Here is an 18761-nt window from a genome sequence, read left to right on the forward strand (position 1 = left end):
GGGGAAGGGCCCCGGCCCGCCCGAAGGGGGCCGGGGCAGGGCATCACTGCCCGAAGGCGCCGCCGGCCTCGGTCAGGCCATCGACCAGGTCCTGCAGGGTGCCCTGCGGATCCTCGAGGCCCGCCGCGGCGGCATCGCTAGCCCAGCCGGTGCGGATGGTATCCGACAGGGCCGTCCACTCGGCCATCTGCGCCTCGTCCGGGACGTAGAAGGTGTGATCCTCGCGCGCTTCGAAGTCGGACCGGCTGCCGGCTTCGACCTCGGCCCAGCCGGTGGCGATCTTCTGCGACCACTCGGGGGTGCAATGCGCGTCGATCACCGCGCGGTTCTGCTCCGAGAGGCCCTCGTATACGCCCTTGTTAATCGCGTAGACGAAGGCCACCGAGTAGAGCGGCAGGTCGAGGTGGTGGGTCACCACGTCGTCCACCCCGAACAGGATCAGCGAGTTCCAGGGTGAGGTGGTCATGTCGACGGCGCCCGAGGACAGGATCTCGCGCATTTCGGGGACCGGCACCTGCACGGTGCTGCCGCCGGCGGTGGCGATCATCTTGGCGATGGTGCCCTGCGGCGGGCGCACGTTCTTGCCCTGCAGGTCCGAGGGCGCGGCGACCGGGCCGGAGGTGCCGTGCAGCAGGCCGGGCTCGTGCAGGTGGACCATGCAGACCTTCACGTCGGGCATCTCCTGCTCGGCGTAGTCCATGTACCATTCATGCAGCGCCTTGCTGGCCGTGGTCGCGTTCGACACCAGGAAGGGTAGCTCGGCCGCCGCGATGATCGGGAAGCGCCCGGCCTGGTAGCCGGGGTTGATGAAGGTGATGTCGGCGATGCCGTCGCGCGCCATGTCGTAGTGGTCGGGGGCCGCACCCAGTTGCTGTGCGGGATAGAGATCGATGGCGATGCGCCCTTCGGAGGCTTCCGAGATCGACTGGATCCAGGGCTCGAAGCCGGTGGATTGCAGCGAATGCACCGGCGGCAGCCAGTGCGAGAAGGCCAGCGAGACCTCCTGGGCGATGGCGCCGACGGGGGCGGTGAGGGCCGTGGTGGCAACCGCGGCGAGCAGTGTCTTCTTCATGTAGTCCTCCCTTGAAAACGTGCCGCCCCTGGGCGGCAACTGAAATCCGGACCGCATCTCCTCCACGCGGACCGGTCCTTTGCTGTCAGAGCTTGCGCAGGTTCTCCACGATCCGGGCCAGGCCCTCGACCATGACCCGGATCTGCTCCGGGCTGAGACCGGCGGTCATGTTGCGCTCCATCTGCAGCGCCGAGGCGCTGAGCTCGGCGACCACCTGGTCGCCCTTGCCGGTCAGGAAGACCGCCTTTGCGCGGCGGTCGCCTTCGACGTCGCGGCGCTCCACGATGCCTTCGCTTTCCATGCGGTCGAGAATCGGGACCAGGCTGGAGCGTTGCAGCCCAACCGCCTCGGCCAGGCGATGCTGCGGCGCGCCGGGGTTGTTCTTGACGATCGACAGCAGGCCCAGGAAGCGCGCCGCGCCGCCATAGCCCGGCTGCTTCTTCTCGAACTGCCGGTAGGACAGGATCTGCGCCATGCGGATCTGGAAGTTGAGCGAATGCTGCAGCTCCTCGCCGAGGGGCAGCAGGGCGTCGGGGTTCTCGGCGTCGCACTCGGCGGTCGGGATCTCGGAAGCGTCGCTCATGGTGTGCCCAATCGTTCGATGTCAGATTGATTGATGTCGAACTATTCGATAGCATCCCTTTCGTGACCTGTCCAGCGACCTGACTGCTGGGGGAGGCGGGCCGCTGTGGAGGAGTGCTTGAAATGACGACCGAACTGGACACCCGTGCCTGGTGGAAACCCGACGACAGCGGGCCCGAGATTCTCGAGGTGACGCTGGGCGAGATGCTGGACCGCCAGGCGGCGCTGCACCCGTCGCGCCCCGCCGTGACCGTCGACGAGGGCGCCGGGGCGGGCGGGTCAGCCTGGAGCTACGGCGAGCTGCGCGACGCGGTGGACGAGGTGGCGCGCGGGCTGATGGCCCTGGGACTCCGCAGGGGGGATCACGTGGCGGTCATGGCGCAGAACTGCGCCGAGTGGGTTCTGCTGGAATATGCGCTGGCCAAGACCGGTGCGGTGCTGGTCACGGTCAATCCGGCCCTGCTGCGCGACGAGCTGGCCTATGTTCTGGGCCAGAGCCGCGCCCGGGCGCTGATCTTCGCGCCTGGCTACCGGTCGAACGACATTGCCGCGGCGCTGCAGGAGCTGATGCCCGACCTCGCCGGGCTTGGCGATGGCCGCCGTCGGGACGGTACGGAGCTGCCGGGGCTGGAGCTGCTGATCGGCCTTGCCGGGGCGCCCGGTTTCGCCATGCCCTTCGAGCGGATGTGCGCGGGCGCCGTGGCAGTGACGCCGGGCGAGCTCGCGGCCCGTCAGGCAGAGGTGCAAAGCGGCGACGTCTGCCAGATCCAGTATACCTCGGGCACCACGGGCAAGCCCAAGGGCGCGATGCTGACCCACAGGTCGACGGTGAACAACGCCCGGCTGACGGCGGACCGGGGGGGCTTCGGCCCCTCGGACGTGCTGCTCTCGGCGATGCCGCTGTTCCATACCGCCGGCTGTGTCTGCAACGTGATGACCATGCTGGTGTCGGGCGGGCACCTCGTCACCATGGACAGCTTCGAGGCGGGACGGATGCTGCAGCTCTGGGATGCCCATGCGCCGACGGTGCTGAACGCCGTGCCCACGATGATGACCCGGATGCTGGAACACCCCGATTTCGCCAGATATCGCACCCGCACCCTGCGCAAGGCCTTCACCGGGGGTACCAACATTCCCCCCAGCCTGATGCGGCGGATGAAGGAACAGACCGGCGGCGATCCCCTGATCCTCATGGGGATGACCGAATGCAGCCCGGTCATCACCCTGACCAGCCCCGACGACAGCTTCGAAGAGCAACTGGCCACCGCCGGAACGCCGCTGCCGCGCACCGAGATCCGCATCGTCGATCCCCTGACCGGCGCCCCCTGCGCCTGGGGCGAGAGCGGCGAGCTGTGCATTCGCGGCTACACCACGATGGCGGGCTACTTCGACATGCCAGAAAAGACCGCCGAGACCATAGATTCAGAGGGCTGGCTGCATTCGGGCGATCTTGCCGTCCTGGCGCCGACCGGACACCTCAGGATCGTCGGCCGCCTGAAGGACATGATCATCCGCGGCGGCGAGAACGTCTACCCGGTCGAAATAGAGGAGTGTCTGTTGGACCATGAAACCGTGAGCCAGGCCCAGGTGGTCGGCGTGCCCGATCCCGACCTCGGCGAGGAAATCTGTGCCTTCGTCATGCCTGCGCCCGGGGTGCAGCTGGACCCGCAGGCCCTGCAGGCCCATTGCCGCTCCCGCATGGCGCGGCACAAGATGCCGAAGTACATCCAGCCGATGGATGCCCTGCCGCTGACCGCCAATGGCAAGGTGCAGAAGTTCGCCCTGCGCGACGAGGCCGCGCGGCTCGTCGCCTCGGGGGCGCTGGTGCCGGTGCCCCGATGAGCGTGCCCTTCCTCTACGAGCGCGACGGCCATGTTGCCACGCTGACCTTCAACCGTCCCGCGCAGCGCAATGCCATCAGCCCCGAGGTCGCCTGCCGGCTGGCCGATGCCATGGGCGAGATCGCCGAGGATGACGCGATTCGCGTCGTCATCCTGACCGGTGCCGGCGACAAGGCCTTCTGCGCCGGGGGCGACCTGGCCCTTTCGCTGCCGCTGCTCTCGGGGGCGCGGGCGCCGGAAACCGAGTGGGACCGCCGCTTTCTCGAGGACGAGACGGTGCATGCCCGCACGGCGCTGCGCGGCTTCGACATGCCCAAGCCCATCGTGGCGGCGGTCAACGGGCCCTGCATGGCGGGCGGGATGGAGATCCTGCTGGCCACCGACATCCGCCTTGCGGTGCCCGGCGCCAGCTTCGCCCTGCCGGAAGCGGCGCGGGGGGTGATCCCCTTCGCCGGGGCCCTGGCGCGGCTGCCACGGCAGATCCCCTACGCTGTTGCGATGGAGATGATGGTGGCCAATGTGCCGATGCCTGCCGAGACCGCCCTGCGCCACGGGCTGATCAACCGCATTGTCCCGCCCTCAGAGCTGATGGCGGCGGCCCGCGAGATGGCTGACCGGATCGCCGCCAGCGCGCCGGTCTCGGTACAGCAGATCAAGGCCACGGTGACCGGGGCCATGGGGCGGCCTCTCGAGGAAGGCTTTGCACTGGAAGACCGTGCCAAGGCCATCGTGATGGAGACCGAGGACGCGCGCGAGGGGCCGCGTGCCTTCATGGAAAAGCGCGCCCCGCGCTACAGGGGGCGTTGAGATGACCGGACAGACGCTGGACCTTGCGGGGCAGGTGGCCCTGGTCACCGGCGCGGGGCGCGGCATCGGCCGGGCCGTGGCGCTCGACCTCGCGCGCGCCGGGGCGGCGGTGGTGGTCAATGACCTCGACCGGGCCCCGGCCGAGGCCGTGGCCGAGGAGATCCGGGCCGGGGGCGGGCAGGCCATTGCCGTTGCGGCCGAGATCGGCACCGGCGGCAGCGCCGAGACCTGCATCGAGGCCGCGCTGGCGGCCTTCGGGCGGTTCGACATCCTCTGCACAAATGCCGGGGTGCTGCGCGACAACGTGTTGTGGAAGACCGAGGACGAGGCCTTCGACCTGGTCCTGCGCACCCATCTGCGCGGCACCTTCCAGTGCGGCCGCGCCGCCGCCCGGCATTTCCGCGCCACCGGGCAGGGGGGCGCGATCATCACCGTCGGTTCGCCTGCCGGGCAACTCGGCAACTTCGGCCAGTCGGCCTATTCGGCGGCCAAGGCCGGGATCGTCGGCATGACCCGCACCTGGGCGGTCGAGCTGCAGCGAGCCGGCGTCGCCGTGAATGCCATCATCCCGACCGCCCTGACCCGGATGACCGAGACCATGCCCTCGCTTGCGGGCTACGTGGAGGCGCTGAAGCGGGGTGAGCCGCTGCCGGAGCACCTGCGCTCCGAGCAGGGCATCGGCACGCCCGAGGATATCGCTCCGCTGGTCACCTTCCTTGCCTCACCTGTCGCGCGGGACATCACCGGACAGTGCCTGGGGATCGGAGGCGACCGCCTGTCGATCTGGTCTCACCCCGGCGAGCTGGGCGCCTTGGTCCGGACCGGCGGCTGGACCGCGGCGGAAATCGCTGCGGCCTGGGCGGAGCTGAGCCGGGACCGCTTGCAGACCTGTGGCGTTGAAGTGCCCGAATGACCGGAGCGCCTTGACGGAGGAGGCGCGCGACCAGCACCTTCGATGCTTCACCCAATCGCAATGGCCTGCGTTGATCCGATGCGCCCGGGGATGATGGTCCGCCGATGCCCCCCCCTGCAACCGATGGATGCGCCGGAGCGAGATGGGGGATGCGCGCCTTGCAGCCTGCTGGGGCACTGGTCCTGATCCGCTTGTCCTGCGAGGTTTCGTGGAACCAATTGGCATCATGGCCTCGGTCAGCAAGTAGCCTCTGCGCAGCTGGCAGACCGCCCAGAAGGGCTGCCGCGCCAGTGTGATCCCTGACCTGACCGGCAGACATGAAGAACCTGATCGTGCGTCCCTTCGTCTCGGTCACCGCGTGGGGCCTGGTGTCCATCCCACCCTTGGTGCGACCCCTCTAGGGAGATTGTTGCGCAATGCCCTGCGGGGCAATGGATCAGGCGCCGGCTTCCGCCTTCTACTCCGCAGGCTTGAGGCCAAACGCATCTTCATGGGCGACATCCGCTGCCCAGTCATAAAGCTCGGACAAGATGGTGCGGAGGGCCTCTCCTCGTGCGGTCAGGCCGTAGGTGACTTCGCGCGGATAGGTGTTCGTCTCGGTTCGCTGTACCAGATCGCGGCGCGTCAGCCCGGTAATCCTGTCGGTCAGGACCTTGGGCGAGATCCGCGGCAAGAGCGCCTGAAGTTCGGAATATCGCTTTGGTCCACCTGAAAGATGCCACAACAGCAGGGCGTTCCATCGGTGCCCCAGAAAGCCCAGCCAGTCCTCGGCAACGCATTCGTCGGGACGGCAGACAGCGGCCGAGGGCGCTTTCGGTTCGGGCATCGTGCTTCCCATTTGGTTAGTCCAGAGTCGGCGTGTTCTAGGCGGTCGCGGGCACTATAGCAGGTCCGAACGCATGAGGAACATGACATGGGACGAATACTCATTATCGGCGGCTACGGCCATGTGGGGCAGAAAATTGCGCGACGGCTCGTGGCGGCCGGCAGGACGGTGACGCTCGCCGGGCGCGACGGTGCAAGGGCACGAACGGTTGCGGCGCGCCTGGGGTGCGAGGGGACGAAGCTGGATCTCGGGCGTCCCGAAAGCTGGGCCGGGCCCCTGTCGACGGCCTCGGTCGTGATCTGTTGTCTCGACACGCAGTCCGCAGAGCTGGCACGGGCCGTTCTTGCGCGTGGTGCACGCCTGATCGACATCTCGGCCACAGACGCGGTACTGCGCCGGATCGAGCAACTGGATGGCCTGGCAGCGAGGGCCGGTACGCTGGCGGTATTGTCGGTTGGTCTGGCGCCCGGGTTGACCAACCTCCTGGTGCAGGAGGCGCGCGCGCGATGCCCGGATGCGACCCGTTTTCGTATCGGTGTCCTTCTGGGACTGGGCGACAGCCACGGTCCGGCCGCGATCGACTGGACCCTGCGCAGTCTGTCGCCCCTTGCCACCAGTGATATCCAGCCCCTGCGCTTCGGAGATGACCGACGGGCTCTGCCATCGATCCCGTTCGACTTTTCCGATCAACACAGCCTGATGCGCCGGGGGATCCCGAAGGTCGAGACCCGGCTGACCCTGGCTTCACCGCTCATCACTCCTCTGACCTTGCGGGCGCTGGCATGGATCGCGGCGCGGCCCGCCCTTCGACGGGCCCTTGCCGGCAGCATGCCCTTCCTCAGGATTGGCAGCGACCGGGCGGCGCTGGTCGTCGAGGCCTTTGCCGATGACAAGCAGGTGCCTGCATGTCGCCTCGTCCTGGAGGGCCGCGCGGAAGCAGAGATGACCGCGCAGGTCGCTGCGGACGTCGCGCTGCGGATCGAGGCCATGCAGGAACACGGCGTGCGGCATCTCGATGAGGTCTTGCGTCTGGCGGATATGTCCGCGGCGCTCTCCGCGCAACATATCACGTTCCCTGGCGCAAAATCGTAGGGGCGTCTTTCCCTGAAGCTGATGGTGGACCGACGGCATGGCGACCGCATCGCGCCGGGATCGCACCTGCCTTGAAGGCGGTTGATCGATGCTGCACCCGTCGCTTCCGGCCCTTTTCGGCCGTTCGCGCCGGGTGCAGCAGATGACCGGTCAAAGCCCGATCTTGCCATTGGTCCGATGCCGCACCTTTCAAGGCAAGGGCGGGCTATCCCGTCGCAGACTGGCCTATAGCGTCGAGCCAGAGTCATGAAGGCAGTCTCATCCCATGCCCCTCGTGCAAAGGAAGGAGGCGGGTCTTCGGAAGAGAATGCCCCTGCCGGAGGGGGCGGCGAGGGCATGGGACAGATCAGTCCGGGGTCAGTCCCAATCGGGGGACATGTCCCGTGGCGAGATGATCCGCCGGTCGGCGCGCGAATGGCCATGGATGGCCTCCATCTCGGCGTCGCTCAACTCGAAGTCGAAGCTGCCGACGTTCGCGGGCAGGCGGGCGCGCTTGGCGGTCTTCGACAGGGTTACCACGCGGGGCTGCGGGACAAGCCAGCGCAGCGCGACCTGAGCAGCCGTCTTGCTGTGGATGACACCGATGTGGCGGGCCAGGCCCTTCGTCACGGACTTGTTCAGCTCGGCGATCTGCACCTTGCGGGGGTGGCGCTGCCATGCGGCCAGTGCAGCAACAGAAGGTCGACGTGGTCGATGCCCAGCTCCTTCAGGCTCTCCCCGACGGAGGGCAGGAAGTCGGCCTCTGCGCACGCGGTCACCCAGACCTTGGTTGTCAGGCAGTTACCGTCGCGGTCCACGCCGGTGGCTTTTTTCGCGGCCCCTACGGTGGCTTCGTTGCCTTGGACCTGAGCGGTATCGGCATGGCGACAGCCCCAGCGTAAGCGCCTCGGGCCGCACGGCGGCCACCTCGGCGTCATCCATGCGGAACGTGCCGAAGCCAAGTGCGGGGATGCCCGCGCCATTTGCAGCTACGTTATGCATCGTCGTTTCCTTTCGGGTTCGGGCGCGCGATCTCTGCGTGGCGGCGTTCCCGCCGGCGACGATGCCGACGTTCAGCACCATGACGTCCAGATGCCCGGCCTTGCGGGCGGCGTCCCCGACATCGCGCACGCTCTCTCGCGTCGACAGGCCGGACTGCACGGGCGTGACCTCCGCACCATGGGTCCGCAGGGTCTCTGCCGCGTCCAGCACGCGGGCGCTGGCGCCGGTGATGATCAGGTCATGACCGTCCTCGGCTAGCAGCTTCGCGAACGTCAGGCCGATCCCGGTGGAGCCGCCGGTGATCCGCGCGGGGGGTGACGATTTCATCCATTGGGTGAAATCCTCCTTGTCGTCGGAGCGTCAGCGCGACAGCGCCGGACGGTTTCGGATCATGTCGTCGGCGATCCAGCGGATGCAGAAATCGCCGTTCAGCGGCCGCGCCATGACGGCGGTCTTCCCGAGGGCGATGATGTCCGGCATGCGAGTCATGGATCAGTCTTTTCGTTGAAGTTTCAGCGCGATGGCGAAGATCGGAGGCCCGGCCAGTGCGGGCCCCATGCCGGGGAGCAGCCCATCAAGCGCGAGGAGGACATGAGCGATGGCGATCTGCATGCGGCCCCCTGCCTTGCCTTGGGTCAGCAGATGGCGGTGCGGCAGGGGCAGGATGAGGCAAGCGCAGCCGCACGCAGTGGCAAATGACGCTCTCCGTTGGGCGTGCTGTATCAGGTGCGAAGGAGCCCGGATGACACTCGGGCGCTGAACCGATACCGCGATCACCCTGCCGGCAACGTGCCGAAGGATGCCGCACGGCTCGTGCTCGCCCCGACCCTGGCGGGCTACGTGCGCCGGGTCCCCGATGTGAGGAGCGAGGTCGATATCAACGACCATGTCATCGACATCGTGCAGGAAGCGTTCGACGCGGGCATCCGTTGCGGCGGCACCGTACCTGAGGACATGATCGCCCTGCCGATCTGTCCTGTGCTGCGCTGGCCTCGCCGGAATACCTTGCAGTGGCACCGCCACAGTCCCATCCCGACGACCTGAAGCACCATCGCTGCAACGGCCTGCGCCTGGGGGGGAGAGACAGGTGCTTTGCCGGAAGCACGGCATTCCGGCCGCGTCCCATCCTGCTGCGGCGGAAAGGAGAGGGCGCGAGCCCAAGGCTGCATCTGACGCAATCAATATCGGTCTCTGCGGGGGCGGGCCTGTGCCGGCTCGGGACAATGCCCGCTGTGTGGGGGCATCCAAAGGGGATGATCAGAAATGTATCTATAACGACATTTGTCATACGGGATACATAAAGATCTGGGATGAGGGCGGCGGTATCGCCACTTTTCACGAAAACCATTCCGGATCATTCACCATGCCGACCCAAGTCAGAGGCGCGCGTCCTGCGCATCGCCCCTCGCGTCATCGACTGCTGAGCACTGCCGCTGTCGTAGCTCTCGCCATGACGCCCTCGCTGTCCCATGCGCAAAATGCCCCCGATGACGGCGCGACGCTGCGCCTTCTGTCGCTCAACGTCTGGAGCCGCTTCGACCAGTACCCCGAAGGCCCCGCGCAATTCATCGCGCCGGGGGACTACGACGTGATCATGCTGCAGGAAGCCGGCACGAACACCCAGTACGGCAGCCGTCTGCCCGGTCTGCTGGAGAGTGCCGGCGCGGGCACCTATCAATCGACCACCGCAGGTAGCGCGACCACCCTGTCGCGCCTGCCGGGGACGACCGGCACCCACCGTTCGCCCGGCATCTCCTCGCAGGGGGGCAACGTGGCCTGGGCACGTGTGGATGCGGCCGCAGGTCGCCCCGAGACCGTCATCGGCTCTGTTCACTTTGACTATGGTGACGGGTCGGCCAAACGGATCGCCGAGGCCAAGGCCCTGAACGACTGGGCGCTCAGCCAGACGGGTCCGCTTATCATCGCGGGCGATTTCAACGCCGGTGATGTTGCCGAGCGCGGCCTGCACCACGCCGAACAGCAAGCCTACCTCTTTGCCCGCGTGATGATGGACGGCGGCAGCTCGCAGCTTTGGCGCGACCTGGCGCAGCAATACACCCCGAAGGCCGCGAGGCCGAGTTCGCGGCCTATGTCGCCTCGATGAAGGCACAGGAAGATGGGCGCGAGCGCTATCGGAACGTCATCCAGGACTACTTCGACGCGCACCGGTCGGAATTCCCGGGGATCACCAGCACCGGCCAGATGAGCTGGCGCCAGTGGGAATACATCATCGCCAGGGACATGGCCGACAAGGGCCTGACCTTCGTCGATGAGACCTATGCGGTCGAGGACAACACCCCGGTTACGCTGAACATCCTGAAGAAGCAGTTCATGCTGTTGCAGACCGAGGCAGACCGCGAAGGCTTTGCCCCGCATGAGCTGGGCGGTGCGACCTGGCCGTCCAAGCTTGAGGATGGCACCAATACCTGGACCAGCTGGGATCGCGCGCAGATCGACCATTTCATCGCCGCCCGGCCCTTCGGCAAGTGGTTCGAAATCGTCGATGACGAGAACGATCCCTATCTTGGCGAGATCACCGATGTCGAAGTGCTGGATCGCAACAACGTCTCCCGCCCGCTGTCGGACCACGAGCCGGTGGCCCATGAATTCCGCTGGGTTGGCCCGCGGCTTGAAACCTACGACACCGACCGGACACGCCTGGCCTGGGATTCCGGTGCCACGCCCTGGGCCGAAAGCGACGGGGAATTCCTGCTGACCCGCAACAACATGCGGACCGATGTCTACCTCGGCCAGGTCTCGGACGAGAACGGCAACCCGATCCTCACCGACCTGACGCTGGAGGAAAAGAAGACGCTGCTGGATTGCACCACCACGGACCCGCGCTTCCTGCAGGCGGTGGTCGACTATTGCATCGACGACCATAGCTTCATCGATGAGACGCTGGTTGCCGACGGCGGCACCGTCCTCGTCTACGAGGATGCCGCGCTTGGTACTGCCGAGGCCGATCTGCGCCTGAACGACGGCGGCCTGGCCGTGCTGGGCACGGGCATGGAGAAACTCGCCCGGGACGTCGTCCTGGAGGGCACCGGCGGCTGGCTGGATGTTCGCGACGGCGACGGCAACGTCGATGCTACGGGGGTGATCTCGGGCAGCGGCGGGCTTGAAAAGCGCGGTGACGGGCGTCTCGTGCTCTCGGGCATCAACACCTACACCGGCACGACCACGGTCAAGGCGGGGACGCTTTCCGTGAACGGGTCCATTGCGGGATCGGGTCTGCTGAAGGTGGAAAGCGGCGCGCGTCTCGGTGGGGCGGGAACGACGGCCAGCGTGACCGTCGCCTCCGGCGGTACGCTCGGCGCGGGCAACAGCATCGGCACGCTGACCGTGGATGGCGATCTGACCTTTGCGCAGGGCGCAGAGTTCGAGATCGAGGCCGACGCAGAGGGCAACGCCGACCGGGTCGTCGTCACCGGAACCGCCACGATCAACGGGGGCAGCGTGTTCGCGATCTCCGAAAGCGGGCCCTATGCCTACAACACCGACTATCGGGTCCTGACGGCGGATGGGGGCATCACCGGCACCTTCGACAGCGTCCGCTCGGACCTTGCCTTCCTCGATGCGGCGCTGAGCTATTCGGACACGGCGCTGGATCTGAGCCTTGAGCGGAACGACACCTCTTTCCGCACGCTGGCTGACGGGGGCAATGCCCGCGCCACCGCCGATGCGGTCGAAGAGCTGGGCATGGGCAATGCCCTCTTTGATCGCGTGGTCATGCTGGGCGGCGAAAGCGCCAGCGCCGCCTTCGAGGATCTCTCGGGCGAAGGCCGTGTCGCAACCTTCGGCGCGCTGGCCGAGCAGAGCGCCCTGATCGGTGATGTCTGGCGTCAGAATGCGTCGGCACCCGAAGCCGGGTCCGGCGTGTGGCTCAGCGGTTATGCGTTCGATGGCACGACGGCGGGGGCGAACGGCTTGCATGATGCCGACCGCAACGCCGCAGGCACCCTTCTGGGGCTCGACACATCGACCGACGGCGGGCTGTCCTTCGGCCTGATGGCCGGTTTCGGCAAGGGAGTGGTCTCGATCGCGGGCGTCTCCGGGCAGAGCGCAACCGACGATGTCCACTTCGGCGTGTCGGCGGGTACGGAACTGGGCGCCACCAGCCTCCGTGGCGGCGTGATCTTCAGCCACAGCACGCTGTCGGGCAATCGTGATGTCGCGATCGCCGGCGACGCGCAGCGCCTGTCGCTGGACGGGACCATGCGCAGCACGCAGGTCTTCGTCGAGGCGTCGCGCCGTGCGACCCTGGGGGCGGTTACCCTGGAACCCTTCGGGCAGCTGGCACATGTCCGCGTCACCGCGAATGGCCTGGGCGAGACGGGGGGCGATGCGGCGCTCGGGTTCTCCGATGACAGCTACGACGCGACCTGGGCCGAGATCGGCACCCGGATGCAGACTGCGGCCGGCAAATCCGGCGACACGGTTCTGCACGCCGAAGTCTCCTATCGGGCCCTGCTCTCGGGCGAGACGGCCATCGTGGGGACGGCCTTCTCAGGTGGGTCCGCCTTCGACATCTCCGCGGCCGGCATGGCCGGGGATGTGCTGAAGATCGGCCTGGGGGTCGGCTATGACCTCGGCAACGGCGCCCAACTCGTCGGTGGCTACAACGCGGCGTTCGGGGATGGCAGCGATGCCTCTGCCGTGAACCTTGGCCTGTCGATGCGCTTCTGACGCGCCTCCTGCATCGCAACGCGCCGCGGCAGCCTGTCTGCCGCGGCTTTCCGTTTCGGCGTGTTTCTCCTATCTTGTACCCGAACGGCAGGCATTCCAGGATCATGACGGATAGTACCAAGAAAGGTCAGCGCCAGTCCCGGCTTCTGGCCGAGCTCGCACAGCAGAACTACCTCTCGCTGGAAACCATTGCGCGGCGGTACGGGGTGACCACCCAGACCGCCCGACGCGACCTGATCGAGCTTGAGGAACTGGGCCACCTACGCCGGATGCATGGCGGGGCAATCACCATCAATGCGATCCCGCCTGACGAGCTGCGCCATCGGCGGTCGCACAATCTGGGACGCAAGGAGCAGATCGCGGCCGTTGCGGTGAAGGAAATCCGGGATGGCGCTGCGGTCTTTCTCGACACCGGCACGACCTGCGAGGCGATCGCCCGGGCGCTGGTGAACCATCGCGACCTGCGCGTGGTCACCTACAGTCTGCGCATCGCGGCCTACCTGCGCGAAATGACCGAGTTCGTGATCGCCATCCCCGGCGGGTTCGTCCGGCAGGTCGACGGCGGGGTCTTCGGCGACAGTTCCATCGCTTTCCTCGAGCAGTTCCAGTTTGATGTCGCGGTGATCTCCGTCAGCGGCGTGGATTGGTGCGGCACGCTCAGTGATGACGATCCGGCCGAAGTGAATATCGTGCGGGAAGCCATGCGGAACGCCACTTCGAAGCTGCTGGCGGTCGACAGCAACAAGTTCGGCCAGCGCGGACTGGTGCGGCTTGGTCCGTTGACCGACATGGATGTGATCGTCTCGGATCACGCGCCCCCCGCGCAGTTCAGTGAGCAGATCTCAAGATCAGGCCTGCGCTACATCTGCGTCACGCCCTGAGAGGTTTCGGGGATCGATCCGCCCCGGGGAACGGCGATGTCGCCGCTCTGAGGGGCTGCCCCGCGGCACGAATGCCGCTGCGACGGTCGGCATGTCCGCGCCCGTGATCGGTCGAAGGTTGCAGGGCACGGCTCGCCCTTGAAGAGCACGAGCCCCGGATGATGACCCGAGCGCTTGCGCCTGGCCAACCCGGCCCGGACAGGGTGTTTCGCGGTCGCGCGGTTCCGCGGATCTCGTGGACCGATGGTCGCTTGCGGCGAGGTGGGTCAGAGGTGTCGCGGATGGGAAGCCGACCGCTGACCCGGGACGTCGCAATCGGCAAGACGGCCCGATGGATGACCCTCCACCGGAGGAGCTCGATAGGCGCCGGCCCTGGTGCCCCGTCCGGGGTGAGGGGCGCGCTATGGCGCAGATCCCGTGATCGCCGCACTTGCCTTGCAGAGGGCACGCCGTTCCGACCGACCGCCGAGGACGGCAATTTTCGGCGGGCTCGGGGGGCCGGCAGCCCCCCTCGTCGAGGTTCGACTGTGCCATTTTGGCTACACACCCCCGGGCGGTCGGGCTGGCTTCCCTGCAGCTGAAGTTGCCAAGTTCGGTGTCAACTTGACTGCGACAAAGGGCTGCGACGGGGCCTTCATTGCATCTGATCTGGTGGTCTTCAGTCGCGTCCCGTCCGGCGTGAATGACCTGTCGACGGGACGGGCGGGCGACAAGGAAAATACCGCGTCCGCCGCGGCCAGAAGGTATGCCTGAACGCAACCAACTGTTGAGAAAAACCTGCCTCGCTTGCCCTGACGGTAGCTGGATTTTCCCCACTTCCAAGAGCTGCGGCCCGGTTGTGATCGACTGCTTCCAAACCGTACGAAACCGCCTGGTCGTGAAAAGATGTACCCAGCACGGATAGTTGACACGAGAGTTTAATTTGAGTCTATGGACGCTGGGGAAACGTAAGAGCTTTGCTCTCAGTTCAATTTGTACAGGTACTTCGGGGACTTAAATGGCGGTACTTTTGACGCAAGCCGGCGTGCGCGCTGGGGCTTCCGGTTCGGCGCGTCTGCTGACGACCACTCTTCTGGCAACTGGCATCCTTAGCATCGCCGTGCAGCCCGCACTGGCCCAGAGCGTTTCGGGCGATGTGACGCGGGTGATCAACGGCGTGGTTGTCGAAGACCAGTCCATCTCGCTGAACGGCAACGGACAAAGCGGCTTCGAAGTGATGGACGGCGTCGTCACCGTCGATGCGGGCGGCGAGACCTTCAGCAACTTCTCCACCCAGGGTGGTGACGGTTCGGGCGGCGGTGCCGGCCTTGGCGGCGTGTTCTTCGTCAACGAAGGCGCGACCCTGGTGATCCGAGATGCCAATTTCACCAACAACCGGGCCGTCGGCGGCGACGGTGGCGGCGGCGGCAGCGTTGAGGTGCGCAACGCGTCCCTGGCGATCGTCGACAAGGAAGCGACCACCTCGACCAACCTGGTCTCGGGCTACACCTACGACATCGTCCAGGACGGCTCGAACTTCTCGCTGACCCGTGTGACCTACGACGAGAACGACCCGGTCTTCTCGGTGCGCGATGGCGTGACCTTCGGGGCGGCCACCGCCGGGGCCGGCGGCACCGTCGCCACCAGCTCCAATGCCAAGGTGACCGGGGCGGACGAGACGGGCTTCAGCTTCGACGGCGGGCTCGACGTTTCCGACTCGATCAGCTCTTCGATGATCTTCACCAGCGACAGCTGGATCGCCGGGACCACCGGCGCGATGTATTTCTACGAAGGCAGCCAGGTCCGCATCGGCACCGAGAACATGTCCGTGGCCGACCGTGGAGCGCTGCAGACCGGCCTGCAGATCGTCGGCAACGGCGTTCCTGCGGGGACCTACATCGAGAGCGTGGTCAAGGACGGCGACGGCAATGTGACCGAGATCATCCTGAACCAGGCGGTCGATCCCGACGCCATGGGCGGCAGCTTCAACATCTTCTCGCCGCCGCTGCTCATCGGTTCGGTCTTCGCGCAGGACAGCGCCAACACGCTGTCCTTCGGCGCAGGCAACGTGCCGCCCTCCTACGAAGTGGGGATGCGGATCTCGGGCGAGGGCGTTTCCGGCAATGTCACCATCCAGAGCATTGACCGCAGCACCGGGGTCGTCACCCTGTCGGGCAACGTCCCGAGCGAGCTGCTGAGCCTCAGCGCGCTGAAGCCCGGCTTCGTCGAGGGGTCGAACGAGATCTACCTGCCGACCACCAACCACGGCCTGTCGGTGGGTGACACGGTCTATGGCGCGGGCATCCCCGCGGGAACCACGGTCGTGTCCATCGACGGCGACCGGGTGATCCTCAGCCAGAACATCTCGGGCGAGATGGATGTGCTCTATTCGTCCAACGTCACGGTCTCCGGCACCACGGTGACGGTGAATTCGGGGGTGGACGGGGTCAAAATCGGCCAGATCGTCGAGGGCGACGGCGTGCCCGCGGGCACCGTGGTGACCGCGGTCGACCCGGTCACCGGCAGCGTCACCCTGAGCAGTGCCATCAGCGGCACCCCCGGCTCTCTGCGTTTCGTCAGCGAAAGCGCCATGGGCGGCGGCATGAACGGTCGTGAGGTCTCGGGCAACGTGGCAATCGCCGCCGGCGGTCCGGACGGATCGCTGCCGCTGGACGGTGAAGGCGTCGACGGTCGCGACGGCCTGCACGCGGCGGATTCGACCACCGGTTTCGGTGGCATCGGCGGCTCTGGCGGCTCTGGCTCGGACGGTCTGGCGACCAACCCGATGCTCGTCGCGGATATCGCGGCCACGGGCGCCGCGATCGCTGCGGCGGTGGCGGATGCGGTGGCATCGAGCATGCCCGACCCCTATCCCGACCCGGCCAACTCGGCGTCCAGCACGGCCAATGCCATCTCGCTTGGCATCACCCTGGCCGCCCAGACCACGCAGCTGGTGAACTGGCAGATCGCCTCGAGCGAGGGCACGCTGGGCACCGGCGGTGACGGCGGTGACGGTGGTGATGGCGGCAACGGCGGCGACTTCTTCGGCGGCGGTTCCGGCGGCGCCGGTGGTGCAGGCGGCACCTCGGCCGGCAACGCGACCTTCGGCAGCGGCAATGGCGGCGCGGGCGGTTCTGGCGGCAACGGCGGCTTCGGCGCGGGCGGCGGCGGCGGTGGCCAGCCGGCCAATGCGGCGCAATCGGCGTCCGGGTCCGGTGGCCACGGCGGCTTCGGCGCTGGCGACGGCTCTACCGTGAACAGCAGCGGCGAGACCATGTTCGGCGAGGGCGGTTCCGGCTTCGGTGGCGCAATCTTCGTGCGCTCGGGCGGGTCCGTGACCCTGCAGGGCGAGATGACCTTTGCCGGCAACTCGACGCGCGGCGGCTCTTCGGGCGATATCGACGGCTCTTCGGGGGATGCGGCCGGCGCCGACATGTTCATCATGAAGGGCGCCCAGGTCACGATCTCGGCCGACGAAGGCAAGGAGATCATCTTCGAAGGCGGCATCGCCGACGATTCCAAGGCCAGCTACGAAGGCGCGCAATTCGCCGACGGAGACGGCGCGGATGTGACCATCAACGGCATGGGCCGCGTCCTGTTCCTGGGCAAGAACACCTATTCCGGCACCACCCACCTGGATGCGGGCACCCTGGTGGCCGAGGATGGCATCGGCCTCTACGCCAACTCGCTGCTCGAATTCGGCGGCGTGGATACCGACGCCATGACCTCGGACTCCTTCGAGGACGCCTCGGCAGCTGTCTTCCAGACCGCGGGCGAGTTCACCCGCTGGGTCGGCATGTCCTCGGACAACGTGATGTGGACCGGATCGGGCGGCTTCGCGGCGGAAACCGAAGAGGGCTTGGTGCTGAACTTCGGCGCCTCGCGCCTCGGCAGCCCGACCCTGGTCTGGGGCCAGGGCGGCTTCGTGCCCGATGGCAGCAGCTTCATCCTGGGCACGGTCTCGGCCGAGGGCACGGTGACCCTGGTCAACGACATCCGCCATAGCGACCCAGATGGCGAGGTCAGCTTCTACCTGATCGACAACGCCAATTCCCAGGCCGACGGCGCCATCCTGCAGGGCGACATCACCGCGGGCCGCGTCAACTTCGACGCCAAGTCGGTGCTGGCCACGGCCGAAATCCAGGGCTCGATCATTGCGGATGATCTCTACGTGCGCGGCGGTCACCTGACCACCACCGGCACCGGCACCCTGGACGACGACCTGAACCTGCGGGTGTCGGAAGGCGCGGCCTTCACCGCCGAGCGCGCGGACACCTTCGCCAGCCTGCGGAACGCGGGCACCTCGAACCTGGACGCGCTGGTCACCGTGGACCTCGTGGACAACGAGGGCACGCTGAACGTCAACGAGAAGCTGACGGTCAAGGACGATGCGGTGAACCGCGACGGCGGCGTCATCAACATGGGCGCCGAGATCGACGTCGCCAACCAGTTCCTCAACAACGGCACCCTGAATGTCGACGGAGAGCGCACCCTGACCACCGGCAGCTTCGACGGCGGTGCCAGCGGCCGCGTCGTCATGGCGGAGGCCGGGGACGAGTTCACCGTGGACCTGTCGGAGAGCAGCAGCTTCTACGGCCAGATGAGCGGCCTGGGCAGCTTCGTGAAGGAGGGCGAGGGCCAGCTCTCGCTCTATGGTGCCAACAGCTACACCGGCGGCACCACCGTTGCCGATGGCACGCTGGTGATCGGGGCGGACGGCAGCAGCCGCGGCTCTCTGGCCGATACCGGCGCGATCGACGTGCTGAACGGCGCGACGCTGACCTTCAATGTCTCCGACACCGTGGGGGATGTCACCAATCGCGGCATCCTGAACATCAATGACAACCTGACGGTCGCCTCGCTCGACAACGAGTCCACCGGCGTCTTCAACATGAAGGCGAACCTGACCTCGACCGGGAACGTCAACATCGACGGGACCACCAACGTCGAGGGCTCCCGGCGGATCGAGACCACCGGCGCCACCTCGGGCCTGACCGGCGGGGGCACCATCAACCTGACCCTGGCGGCGGCCGACCTGACCGTGGACCAGCTGGGGGATACCACCTTCGCGGGCAACATCACCGGCGCGGGCAGTTTC

General features: G+C 67.0%; 15 protein-coding genes and 2 pseudogenes. 9 read left to right on the forward strand and 8 right to left on the reverse strand.

What is annotated here, in order from left to right; all coding sequences use genetic code 11:
* Positions 1-43: 43 nt before the first annotated feature.
* Together OS124_RS0102095 and OS124_RS25875 are read right to left on the reverse strand one after the other, a co-directional pair.
* On the reverse strand, positions 44-1072 hold the full coding sequence (locus tag OS124_RS0102095) for a TRAP transporter substrate-binding protein (protein WP_010137639.1): 1029 nt from the start codon (positions 1070-1072) through the stop codon (positions 44-46).
* An 85-nt stretch (positions 1073-1157) separates the two neighbouring features.
* Entirely contained in the window at positions 1158-1655 is a 498-nt protein-coding gene (locus tag OS124_RS25875) for a MarR family winged helix-turn-helix transcriptional regulator (RefSeq protein ID WP_010137640.1), read from the reverse strand.
* Positions 1656-1777: 122 nt separating this feature from the next.
* Between OS124_RS25875 and OS124_RS0102105 the strand changes: the two genes are divergently transcribed.
* Genes OS124_RS0102105 through OS124_RS0102115 form a run of 3 tightly spaced genes read left to right on the forward strand, consistent with a single transcriptional unit; the run spans position 1778 to position 5215 of the window.
* Entirely contained in the window at positions 1778-3496 is a 1719-nt protein-coding gene (locus tag OS124_RS0102105) for an AMP-binding protein (RefSeq protein ID WP_010137642.1), read from the forward strand.
* Complete coding sequence (locus OS124_RS0102110) at positions 3493-4302, forward strand: enoyl-CoA hydratase/isomerase family protein (protein WP_010137643.1); 810 nt, start codon at positions 3493-3495, stop codon at positions 4300-4302. The genes OS124_RS0102105 and OS124_RS0102110 overlap by 4 nt, the downstream gene beginning before the upstream one ends.
* Position 4303: 1 nt before the next feature.
* Entirely contained in the window at positions 4304-5215 is a 912-nt protein-coding gene (locus OS124_RS0102115; protein WP_010137644.1) for an SDR family NAD(P)-dependent oxidoreductase, read from the forward strand.
* A gap of 151 nt (positions 5216-5366) precedes the next feature.
* Here the strand turns inward: OS124_RS0102115 and OS124_RS27835 are convergent.
* Positions 5367-5609 (reverse strand): annotated as a pseudogene (locus OS124_RS27835) (IS5/IS1182 family transposase); the annotation flags it as partial.
* 63 nt (positions 5610-5672) lie between these two features.
* Complete coding sequence (locus OS124_RS0102120) at positions 5673-6041, reverse strand: winged helix-turn-helix transcriptional regulator (RefSeq protein ID WP_010137645.1); 369 nt, start codon at positions 6039-6041, stop codon at positions 5673-5675.
* A gap of 87 nt (positions 6042-6128) precedes the next feature.
* Between OS124_RS0102120 and OS124_RS23430 the strand changes: the two genes are divergently transcribed.
* A complete protein-coding gene (locus OS124_RS23430) occupies positions 6129-7133 on the forward strand; it encodes a saccharopine dehydrogenase NADP-binding domain-containing protein (RefSeq protein ID WP_010137646.1) in 1005 nt (334 codons plus the stop codon).
* A gap of 357 nt (positions 7134-7490) precedes the next feature.
* Here OS124_RS23430 and OS124_RS27840 read toward each other — a convergent pair whose 3' ends face one another.
* The 4 genes and pseudogenes from OS124_RS27840 to OS124_RS28140 all read right to left on the reverse strand — a co-directional run bounded on the left by OS124_RS27840 (position 7491) and on the right by OS124_RS28140 (position 8603).
* Positions 7491-7742: an aldo/keto reductase gene (locus tag OS124_RS27840; RefSeq protein ID WP_237708053.1), complete on the reverse strand. Its 252-nt coding sequence runs from the start codon at positions 7740-7742 to the stop codon at positions 7491-7493.
* Between the two features lie 8 nt (positions 7743-7750).
* Entirely contained in the window at positions 7751-8095 is a 345-nt protein-coding gene (locus OS124_RS27845) for an aldo/keto reductase (RefSeq protein ID WP_337459411.1), read from the reverse strand.
* A gap of 55 nt (positions 8096-8150) precedes the next feature.
* A pseudogene (locus OS124_RS26350) lies at positions 8151-8441 on the reverse strand (SDR family oxidoreductase); the annotation flags it as partial.
* 33 nt (positions 8442-8474) lie between these two features.
* On the reverse strand, positions 8475-8603 hold the full coding sequence (locus tag OS124_RS28140; RefSeq protein WP_272941936.1) for a hypothetical protein: 129 nt from the start codon (positions 8601-8603) through the stop codon (positions 8475-8477).
* Between the two features lie 219 nt (positions 8604-8822).
* Between OS124_RS28140 and OS124_RS23440 the strand changes: the two genes are divergently transcribed.
* The 5 genes from OS124_RS23440 to OS124_RS25900 form a co-directional block, all read left to right on the forward strand.
* The gene (locus tag OS124_RS23440) at positions 8823-9158 is read left to right on the forward strand and encodes a hypothetical protein (RefSeq protein WP_029375106.1); all 336 of its coding nucleotides are present in this window, start codon (positions 8823-8825) and stop codon (positions 9156-9158) included.
* 319 nt (positions 9159-9477) lie between these two features.
* A complete protein-coding gene (locus OS124_RS25895; RefSeq protein ID WP_138919397.1) occupies positions 9478-10218 on the forward strand; it encodes an endonuclease/exonuclease/phosphatase family protein in 741 nt (246 codons plus the stop codon).
* Complete coding sequence (locus OS124_RS23445) at positions 10146-12803, forward strand: autotransporter outer membrane beta-barrel domain-containing protein (RefSeq protein WP_138919398.1); 2658 nt, start codon at positions 10146-10148, stop codon at positions 12801-12803. The genes OS124_RS25895 and OS124_RS23445 overlap by 73 nt, the downstream gene beginning before the upstream one ends.
* A 104-nt stretch (positions 12804-12907) precedes the next feature.
* A complete protein-coding gene (locus tag OS124_RS0102165) occupies positions 12908-13684 on the forward strand; it encodes a DeoR/GlpR family DNA-binding transcription regulator (RefSeq protein ID WP_010137651.1) in 777 nt (258 codons plus the stop codon).
* Between the two features lie 997 nt (positions 13685-14681).
* Positions 14682-18761 (forward strand): beta strand repeat-containing protein (locus tag OS124_RS25900; RefSeq protein WP_138919399.1); only part of this gene is annotated, 4080 nt, incomplete at its 3' end.

This window comes from Oceanicola sp. S124, from assembly GCF_000220565.1.
Taxonomy (GTDB): domain Bacteria; phylum Pseudomonadota; class Alphaproteobacteria; order Rhodobacterales; family Rhodobacteraceae; genus Pseudooceanicola.